Below are 9,206 nucleotides of genomic sequence, written 5' to 3'. Positions count from 1 at the left end.
CGCGGCGGGCGCGGGCATAGGGGAGGGCCTCGGCCTCGCCGAGCAGGGTCAGGGCCTCGCCCTCGCGCGCCAGCCGCAGCGCCAGGCTGCCGCCGGCGGGGACGGTCGCCGGCCGCAGCCAGGCGATGCCGGACAGAGCGCTGGCCTCGCTGGCCCGCTGCGCCATGTCGAGGAAGATGCCCGCATGCAGCAGCGCGGCGCCGCCGACGACATGGTCGCGCACCAGCGGCTCGTCATGGCGGAAGACGCGGCGGTCCGGGGGCGTCGCCGCGCTGGGCCAGTGGCGGTCGGGCGCGAAAGGATAGGCCGGCAGCGGCAGGTGTCGGTCGGCGCCGGGATAGAGCGTGCCGCCCTGCAGCCGGGCGCCCTGTCGCCAGGCCGAGGCCGCGGCCTGCAGCGAGGCCTCTCGCCGCTGGGCGTCATAGGGCGGCGCCGGCGGGGCCGTGGCGCCACGGGCCAAGCGCGCGGCATCCGGCCGGCGAAGCTGCGCGACGATCCCGGCGCGGTCGGTGGCGACGAAGGCCAGTCGATGGTCCAGCGCGCTGCGCCCGTCCAGCAGGGTGCGGCACAGCGCGTCCAGCGGCGCGTCGGCGCGCGCTTCCAGCCAATCGGCGAGCTGGGTCGCGCGGCGGTGCAGCGCCTCGGCATCGGCGGCCGAGAGGGCGACCAGCCAGGGCCCCGGCGCCGTCGCGAAAACGGGGACGGGTGGCGCCTCCTGCAGCACGACATGCGCATTGGTGCCGGACAGGCCGAAGCTGCTGACCCCGGCGCGGCGCGGCGCGGCACCTGCGGGCCAGTCCTGCCGCGCCGTCGCCACCTGCAGGGCGCTGCCGAAGCGCGCCTGCGGATTGGCAGTGTCAAAGCCGATGCTGGGCAGGATTTCCGCGTGCTGCAGGCAGAGCACCGCCTTGATCAGCCCGGCGATGCCCGCGGCCTCCGAGGCATGGCCGATATTCGACTTGATCGAGCCCAGCCAGGCCGGCGTCGCCCGCGCGCCCAGCACCTCGGCCAGCGCCGCCACCTCGATCGGGTCGCCGAGCGGCGTGCCGGTGCCATGCGCCTCGACCAGGCCGATCGTCGCCGGATCGATGCCGGCCCGCGCCAGGACGCCACCGATCAGCTCGGCCTGGGCGCGGCCATTGGGCGCGGTGATGCCGTTGCTGCGGCCATCCTGGTTGGTGCCGCTGCCTCGGATCACCGCCGCGATCCGGTCGCCCTCCGCCAGCGCCCGGGCCAGCGGTTTCAGCACCACCACCGCGCAGGCCTCTCCCAAGGCGATGCCGTCGGCGGCGGCGTCGAAGCTGCGGCAGCGGCCTTGCGCCGACAGCATGCCGACGCGCTGCATATGGGAAAAGCCGCGCGGGTCGAGGAACAGGCGCACGCCGCCGGCCAGCGCCATCTCGACCTCGCCGCTGCGGATCGCCTGGCAGGCCAGGTGCAGCGCCACCAGCGAGGCGGAGCAGGCCGTGTCCACCACCATCGCCGGCCCGCGCAGGTCCAGCGCATAGGCGATGCGCGCCGCCAGCAGCGAGACCAGGTTGCCGGTCAGCCCATGGCTCTGCGTCGCCGGGGCGGATTGGTCGAGCAGCGCCTCGTAGCCGCAGGCGGCGGCCCCGGCGAAGACGCCGACGGGGCGGCCGCGCAAGGCCTCGGCCGGGATGCCGGCCTGCTCGATGGCCAGCCAGCATTGCTGCAGGAAGAGCCGCTGCTGCGGGTCCATCGCCGTGGCCTCGCGCGGGGCGATGCCGAAGAAGGCCGCGTCGAATTTTTCTGGGTTATCGAGATAGCCGGCGGCGGGGGCGTCGTCGGCGGCGCCGAGCGCCCGGCGCGCCTCCGGCATCGGCCCGACCAGCAGGTCGCCGGCGGCCAGCCGGTCGCGCAGCGTCGCGATATCGGGCGCGCCGGGGAAGCAGCCGGCCATGCCGATGATGGCGATGTCGCCTTCCGCAGCGGGCGCAGGGGCCGCGAACGGGGCGGCGACGCGCGGCGCCAGATGCGCCGCCAGGGCTGCCACCGAGGCATGGGCGAAGAGCGCATCCACGCCCAGCCGCTGGTCGAAGCGGCGATTGACCCGGTCGAGGAAGCGCACCGCCAGTAGCGAGGTCAGGCCGAGCTCGGCGAAGGGCCGCGCGGGGTCGATGCTGTCGGCCGCGACGCCCAGGCTGCCGGCCAGCAGCGCCGCCAGCTCGGCCGCCAGGGAGGTGTCGGCGGCGGGCGCGCCTTGGCGCAGGGCCGCGAGACGGCGGGCATAGGGCGTCGTCATGCGGCCTCCATCGCGGCGCGGTTGCCGGCGGCGCTGGCCGAGGGATCGGGCGCCGCGGTGACCAGGATGTAGCTCATCAGCCCCTCCCGCAAGGCGTCGCCGAAGGCGTGCCAGCTGCGCTGCACCGCCGCCGCCAGCGGCATGCCGGGACGGCCCGCGGCGGCGGCGGCCCGCGCCTCCGTGGCCAGCATGTCTTCCAGATCGGGATCGGCGAGGAAATTGGCGATCTCGGCTGAGATGTCGAGCCAATCACGGATCGCCAGCCCGTGGCGGGCCAGCAGCGCCGCATAGCTGTCGCGGTCCGGCGTCCAGGCGCCGACCTCGGGCAGGTCGACCGGCGCCAGGGTATTGGCGACGGTGTCGGCCAGCAGCAGCGTGCCGCCCGGCGCCAGATGCGCCGCGATATTGGCGAAAAGCCCGTCCTTGTCGCGGATATGATGGGCGACCTCGAAGCCGATCACCAGGTCGTATTCCGGCGCCGGGAAGGCGTCGCGCGCGCTGTCGCGGTGGTGGATGGCGACCCGCGAGGCCAGCCCGCGCGCCGCCACCCGCGCCCGCCCCGCCGCCGCCTGCGCGGCCGAGATGGTGTGGCCATCGGCGCGGAGCGCCGGATGCGCCGTGGCCAGCGCCATCAGGTCGGTGGCCAGCCCGCAGCCTATGTCGAGCATTCGCCGCACCCGGGCGAAATCGACATTGGCATAGAGCACGTCGCGCATGTCGCGCTGCGCCTGCTGCATCAGCGCCCAATGCGCGGGGTTCGCCGCCGGGTCCTGGAAGCAGCGGGTCCAGGAGAAGCCGGGCACGATCTCGGGGAAAGGCGCGAGGGTCAGGAAGACCTCCGCCTCGCCGACTTCCTCGGCGCGGGTGACGAAGTCGTAGAAGTCACCCACGGTGCTCTTCTCCGCGACCGGCAGCGGCGCGCGGCGCAGGGCTTCGGGCGACGGCAGGAAGACCAGGTCGGCATTGACCCCGCCCAGCCCATAGCCATGCACCAGCACCGCCTGCTGCCCGACTGGCATGGCGCCGGGAACAGCGCCGTGGAAGCGCAGCGGGCTGCCGGGATGGTCCAGCGCCTCCGGCAGGCTCGGCGTCGCCGGCTGCGGCGGGATGGCGGCGCCATGGCCCAGCATCAGCGCGGCCTTGATGGCGGCGGCGATCCCCCCCGCCGCGTCGAGCGAACCGATCGCCGGCCGCAGGCTGCCCACCGCGATGCTGCCGGGGGTGGCGCCCTGCAGCGCTTCCTCCAGCGCGCTGGCCTCGGCCAGGTCGCCGGCCGGGCTGCCGGCGCCATGCGCCTCGACATAGCCGATGTCCCGCGCCGAAACCCCGGCGCGGCGCAGCGCAGCGCCGATGCAGGCCGCCTGCCGCCGTGCCCCCGGCAGGGTCAGCGAGCCGCTGCGCGCGCCGCCATGATTGACCGCGCTGCCGGCGAGGACCGCGTAGATGGCGTCGCCGTCGCGCTCGGCGGCGGCCAGCGGCTTCAGCACCAGCGCGCCGACGCCCTCGCCGCGCGCCTGGCCGTCGGCCGCGGCATCGAAGGCGCGACAGGCGCCGGTTGGCGACAGCAGACCGAGCCGGCTGAGCGCCGCCGATTCAGCGTCGGACAGCAGCAGGCTGGCGCCGGCGGCGACGGCGACGCCGCATTCGCCGTGGCGCAAGGCCGCCGCCGCGCGGTGCAGCGCCACCAGCCCCGAGGAGCAGGCGGTGTTCACCAGCTCCGACGGCCCGCCCCAGTCGAACAGGAAAGAAATCCGGTTCGGCGCCATCGAGGGGATCTGCCCGGCGATGCTGACGCCGTCGGGCTCCATCACCGCCGCGGCCTCGCCGAAGCTGGTGGAATAGAGCGCGGCGAAGATGCCGGTGTCGCTGCCGCGCAAGGTTCCCGCCGACAGGCCGGCGTCGCGCAACGCGTCGCGCACGGCTTCCAGCATCAGCCGGTGATGCGGGTCCATGGCCGCGGCCTCGGCGGGGGCGATGCCGAAGCCGGCCGCGTCGAATTTCTGGACGTCATCGAGGAAGCCGCCCTTCGCCAGGGCCGTGCCGCGGCCGGGGGGCGGGGCGCGCAAGGCGCTGCGGCCGGCCTGAAGGTTCGCCCAGAACCGCGCGGCATCCGGCGCATCCGGCAGGCGGCAGGACAGGCCGATGACGGCGATCGGGGCGTCGCGGCCATCGCCCGCGACCGTCGGTGTCGCCTCGGTTGGCAGCAGCCCGCCATGGGCGCCGGCCAGGCGGGCCAGCGGCGCCAGGCCTTCCAGCAGCAGCGCGTCGGGCAGGCCGAAATCGACCATGCAGGCGACCTCGTCGACGCCGGCCGCGGCGACGCGGGCCAGCAGCGGCGCGCAATCCTCCGGCGTGCCGAACAGCGCGCTGCGGGCATAGCGCTCGGCGGCGAAGCCGGCGATCTGCGCGCGTTGCGCATCGTCCAGCGCGCGGCCGGCGGCATGGGCGCCGCGCTGGGATTCGAGCGAGCTGCGCAGATAGTCGCGGAACGGATCGCGGATGGCGGCGGCGACGCGGTCGCGGTCGTCATGCACCAGCGTGTGCAGCATCAGCGTGACGGTGCCGGTGGCCGGGTCCAGCCCCGCCGCCGCCCGCGCGGCGCGATAGGCCGCGATCTTCGGCGCCAGCGCGTCGAGCTCGCTACCGATCAGCATGGTCAGCAGATTGGCGCCGAGCCGCCCGGCGCGCTCGAAGCTGGCCAGGCTGCCGGTCGAGGAAATCCAGAACGGCAGTTCCGGCTGCAGCGGCCGCGGCTGCAGGCGCAGGGGTTGCGCCACGCCATCGGGGCCTGGGAATTCCACCGCCTCGCCACGCCACAGCCGCCGGATCTTTTCGACATGCTCGACCAGCAGCTCGCCGCGCGCCGCATACTGCGAGGGCGCCAGGGCGAAGTCGCGCGGGTTCCAGCCGCTGCCGAAGGCGATGTCGACGCGGCCGCCGGACAGGTTGTCGACCATGGCCCAGCGCTCGGCGATCGCCGCCGGGTGGTGCAGCGGCGCCACCACGCTGCCGGCGCGCAGCCGGATGCGCCGCGTCATCGGCGCCAGCATCGCCGCCAGCACCGCGGGATCGGGGTAGGGGCCGCCGAAGGGGTCGAAATGCCGCTCGGGCAGCCAAAGCCCAGCGAAGCCAAGCCGGTCGGCCTCGCGCGCCGCCTGCTGCAGCGTGGCATAGAGTCCGGGCCGCGGCATCTCCCCGGCATCGGCCGAGAAGAACATCAGCGAGAAGGCCAGCTGACCGAGGGCCTTGGCTGTCTTCGTCGCGCTGGCCTGCAGCCTCCGCGCGCGGAAGGCGCCGGGGCGCAGCGGCGCGGGGCCGGGCGCGTCCAGCCGTTGCTGCCAGAGGCGCGTCGCCGCCTCGATCATCTGCTGCCGCTGCGCGCTCATTCGCCGGCCTCCATCCGCGGCCGTGCCGCCTGCAGCCCGGCCAGATGCGCGGCCAGCTGCGCCAGGGTCGGATGCTCGAAGAACACCGTGGGATCGAGCCGCAGCCCGCAATGCCGGCCGATCTTCTCTGCACCCTGTAAGGCACGGATCGAATCCAGCCCGATGCTGGCGAAGGCCGTCTGCGGGCCGAGGCTGTCCGCCGGCAGCTTCAGATGCGCGGCCAGCAGGCGGGCGATCTCGCCCTCCAGCCCGCCGGTTGTCGCGCGAGGGGGGCGTTTCAGCGGCACGGGCGGCGCGGGCAGCGGCGTGGCGCCGTCGCGCAGATGGTCGAGATAGGCGGCGAGCTCGGCATCGCTCAGCGCCGCCAGCTCGGCGCCGATCGCGTCGTCGGGCGCCAGTTTTTCTGTCGCCGCCGCGGCGCCGTAGAGATCGACCAGCGCGGCGATGCCGGCTTCCTGGCCGGTGACGACGGCCAGCTCCGTCGCGTCCTGCGCCAGCGCGCGGCCGAGGGCGGCGAGCCCCGCGGCGGCCTCGAGCGGGGCCAGGCCCTGCGCCGTCAGCGCCGCGGTCTTGGCGGCGCTGCCATGCCGGTCATAGGCCCATTGCGGCCAGGCGATGGCGAGGCTCTGGCCCTGGCGCTCGCCGCGCAGCACCATCGCCTGGCGCGTGAGCGCGAAACTTCCCTGCCAGGCGCAGGCGGCGGCGTAATCGGCGCTGCCGGCCAGGCCGAACCATCCCGCCAGCGATCCGCACAACACGAAGAACTCCAATGGTTCTCCAGCCAGCGCCGCATCCAGCGCCAGGCTGCCCGCCAGCTTCGGCGCCAGCACCGCCTGCAGCGAGGCCGCATCCTTTCCCGCCAGCGGCCCGTCGGCCACGGTGCGGGCCAGGTGCAGCAGGCCGGCGAAACGACGATCTTCGCCGCCCAGCGCCCGGCGCAGCCGCGCCAGGGCGTCTGTCAGCCCGGCGGCATCGGCGAGGTCGGCGGCGGCATAGGCCAGCACCGCGCCGGGGGGCGCCGCGGCGCGCAAACCCGCCAGCGCCGGCGCCGCCGCGGCGGGGTCGCGCTGGCCGAGGATGGCCAGATGCGCGCCGGCGGCCAGGGCCTCGGCGGCCAGCGCCCGGCCGACCTCGCCCAGCCCGCCGGCCAGCAGATAGGCGCGGCCGGGCTGGAAGACCGGGGTCGCGGCGCGCGGCGCCACGCGTTCGAGCCGCGGCAGGAAGCGGCGGCCGTCGCGCCATAGCACTTCCGGTGCCGGGCGGTTGGCCAGGGCCTCGATGCGGCAGAGGGCGGCCAGCGCCTCGGGCGTCGACACGTCCTCCAGCCGCAGCGCCGTGGCGCCCGACAGCCCCTCCAGCGCGGCGGCGCGGATCATCGCCGCCTCGGCCGCCGTCGCGTCGAGCCGCAGCAGGCGCAGATCCTCGGGCCCTTCGCGCAGCGCGGCGGCGAGCAGCGCCTGGGTCGCCGCCAGCCCCGCCGCATCGTCGCGCGCCGGGCGCAGGTCGATCAGCGTGGCGCCCGGGGGGGCCTCGGCCGGGCCGGCGACGGCGCGGCAGGGGCCGGGCCAGGTTTCCGCCAGCGCGGCGGCCAGCGCGGCGGCCAGCGCCGGGGCTTCCGCCGCGCCGAGCAGCAGCAGCGGGCCTGCGGGTGCGGCTTCGGGCAACCGGGCCTCCTGCCAGGCGCGGGCCAGCAGCGCGGTCTCGACCGGCGTCGCCACGAGCGGGGCGGCGGTGGGCAGCCAGTGGCGCTCGCGGGCGAAGGGATAGCCGGGCAGGGCCAGCGGCGGCGTGTCGCCGGCGGGCCAGTCGATGGCGGCGCCCTCGGCCCAGAGGCGGGCCAGACGGTCCTGCTCGCCGGCGGCCAGCAGGGCGCGCAGCAGGGCCTGGCCCTCGGCGCTTTCGGCCAGCAGCGGCGCGGTGCTGCTGGGGGCGCCGGCCATGATGACCCGCGCGGCGCCACGGCGATGCTCGCCGGCGGGCAGGGCGCCCTGCGCCAGCGCCGCCAGCCCGTCGCGCAGCGCGTCGCGCCCGTCGCCCAGGATGACCGCGCGGCAGGCCAGCGCCACCCGGCCGCGGCGCAGCGTCGACGCGATCCCCGCCGCGCTGGCCTCGGGATTCCGCGCCAGCCAGTCGAGCAGCGTCTGCGCCAGGGCCGACAGCCTTTCGCCATCGGTCGCCGACAGCGGCAACAGGAACGGCGCCTCGGCCATCGGCGTCGTGCTGACGGGTGGCGCTTCCTCCAGCACCAGATGCACATTGGCGCCGCCGGCCCCGAAGGCGCTGAGCCCGGCGCGACGCGGCCAGGCGCCCCCCCCGGGCTGCGGCATGCCGTGCCAGGGCGTCGTGGCCGCTGCCAGGCGGAAGGGCGTCTCGGCGAAGCGGATCAGCGGATTGGGCTCGGCGGCATGCGGATGCGGCGCGATCTGCCGATGCCGCAGCTGCAGCAACAGCTTTGTCAATCCGGCGATGCCGGCGGCGGATTCCAGATGGCCGATATTGGCCTTCAGCGCGCCCAGCACCACCGGCGCGGCGCGTGGCGCGGCGCCATAGCCTGCGACCAGCCCGGCCAGCTCGATCGGGTCGCCCAGCGCCGTGCCGGTGCCATGCGCCTCGACGACCGAGATGCTCTCGGGCGGCACGCCGGCGCGGGACAGCGCCTGGCGGATGGCCCGCGCCTGGGCGCGCGGATTGGGCACGGTGAAGCCGGCGGTGCGGCCGCCGGAGTTCATGGCGCTCCCCAGGATCACCGCCTCGATCCGGTCGCCGTCGCGCAGCGCATCGGCCAGCGGCTTCAGCAGCACGGCGCCGACGCCCTCGCCATCGACGAAGCCATCGGCGCCCTCGGCGAAGGCGCGGCATTGCGGCCCGGCCGAGACCATGCCGGCGGCCGAGAGGTTCACCAATTGCCGTGGATGCAGCAGCAGGTTGACGCCGCCGGCGATGGCCGCGCCGCATTCGCCGCGGCGGAGACTTTCGCAGGCCAGGTGCAGCGCCGTCAGGCTGGAGGAGCAGGCGGTGTCCACCGCCAGGCTCGGCCCGCCCAGATCCAGCAGATGCGAGACCCGGTTGGCAATCGACCAGAATTGCGAGGCGCCGGCGCTGGCATGCCCCGCCGCCCAGGCCTCGGCCGCCAGCCATTGATAGGGGTTGTTCATGGCGCCGACGAAGACGCCGACACCATTCTCGCCGGATTGCGCGACCAGCCGCGCCGGCGTGGTGCCGGCGGATTCCAGCAGATGCCAGGCGGTCTGCAGGAACAGCCGCTCCTGCGGGTCCATGCTTTCGGCCTCCAGCGGCGACAGGCCGAAGAAGCGCGGGTCGAAGCGGTCGATGCCCTCGATGCAGCCGGCCCAGAGGCTGCGTGACCGTCCGGGCTCGGCGGCGCCGCCATGCCAGGCCGCCGCATCCCAGCGCTCCGCCGGGATTCTTTTCAGCGCCTGGCCGCCGGATTCGAGAAGGGCCCAGAATTCCTCGGGCGTCTCGCCGCCGGGGAAGCGGCCGGCGAAACCGATGATGGCGATCCTGTCGTCGGGGGCGGCGACCGCCAGGCTGGGGGG

The 9,206-nt window shown here is 75.5% G+C and carries 3 protein-coding genes; all 3 read right to left on the bottom strand.

What is annotated here, in order from left to right; translation table 11 throughout:
• A partial coding sequence (locus GVN67_RS26300; protein ID WP_235035517.1) for a beta-ketoacyl synthase N-terminal-like domain-containing protein occupies nt 1–2,263 on the bottom strand: 2,263 nt, incomplete at its 3' end.
• A complete protein-coding gene (locus GVN67_RS26295) occupies nt 2,260–5,649 on the bottom strand; it encodes a MupA/Atu3671 family FMN-dependent luciferase-like monooxygenase (protein ID WP_160000287.1) in 3,390 nt (1,129 codons plus the stop codon). The genes GVN67_RS26300 and GVN67_RS26295, both read right to left, overlap by 4 nt.
• The coding region (locus GVN67_RS26290) for a beta-ketoacyl synthase N-terminal-like domain-containing protein (protein WP_160000286.1) at nt 5,646–9,206 on the bottom strand (3,561 nt) is incomplete at its 5' end. The genes GVN67_RS26295 and GVN67_RS26290, both read right to left, overlap by 4 nt.

Source organism: Roseomonas sp. 18066, assembly GCF_902706185.1.
In the GTDB taxonomy this organism is placed as follows: domain Bacteria; phylum Pseudomonadota; class Alphaproteobacteria; order Acetobacterales; family Acetobacteraceae; genus Pseudoroseomonas.
The sequence above is the reverse complement of the archived record's forward strand: the minus strand, read 5'-3'. Positions and strand labels throughout refer to the sequence as shown.

Coding starts and splice junctions, on each gene's coding strand:
- GVN67_RS26295 (WP_160000287.1), bottom strand. CDS start 5,649: ATGAGCGCGCAGCGGCAGCAGATGATCGAGGCGGCGACGCGCCTCTGG.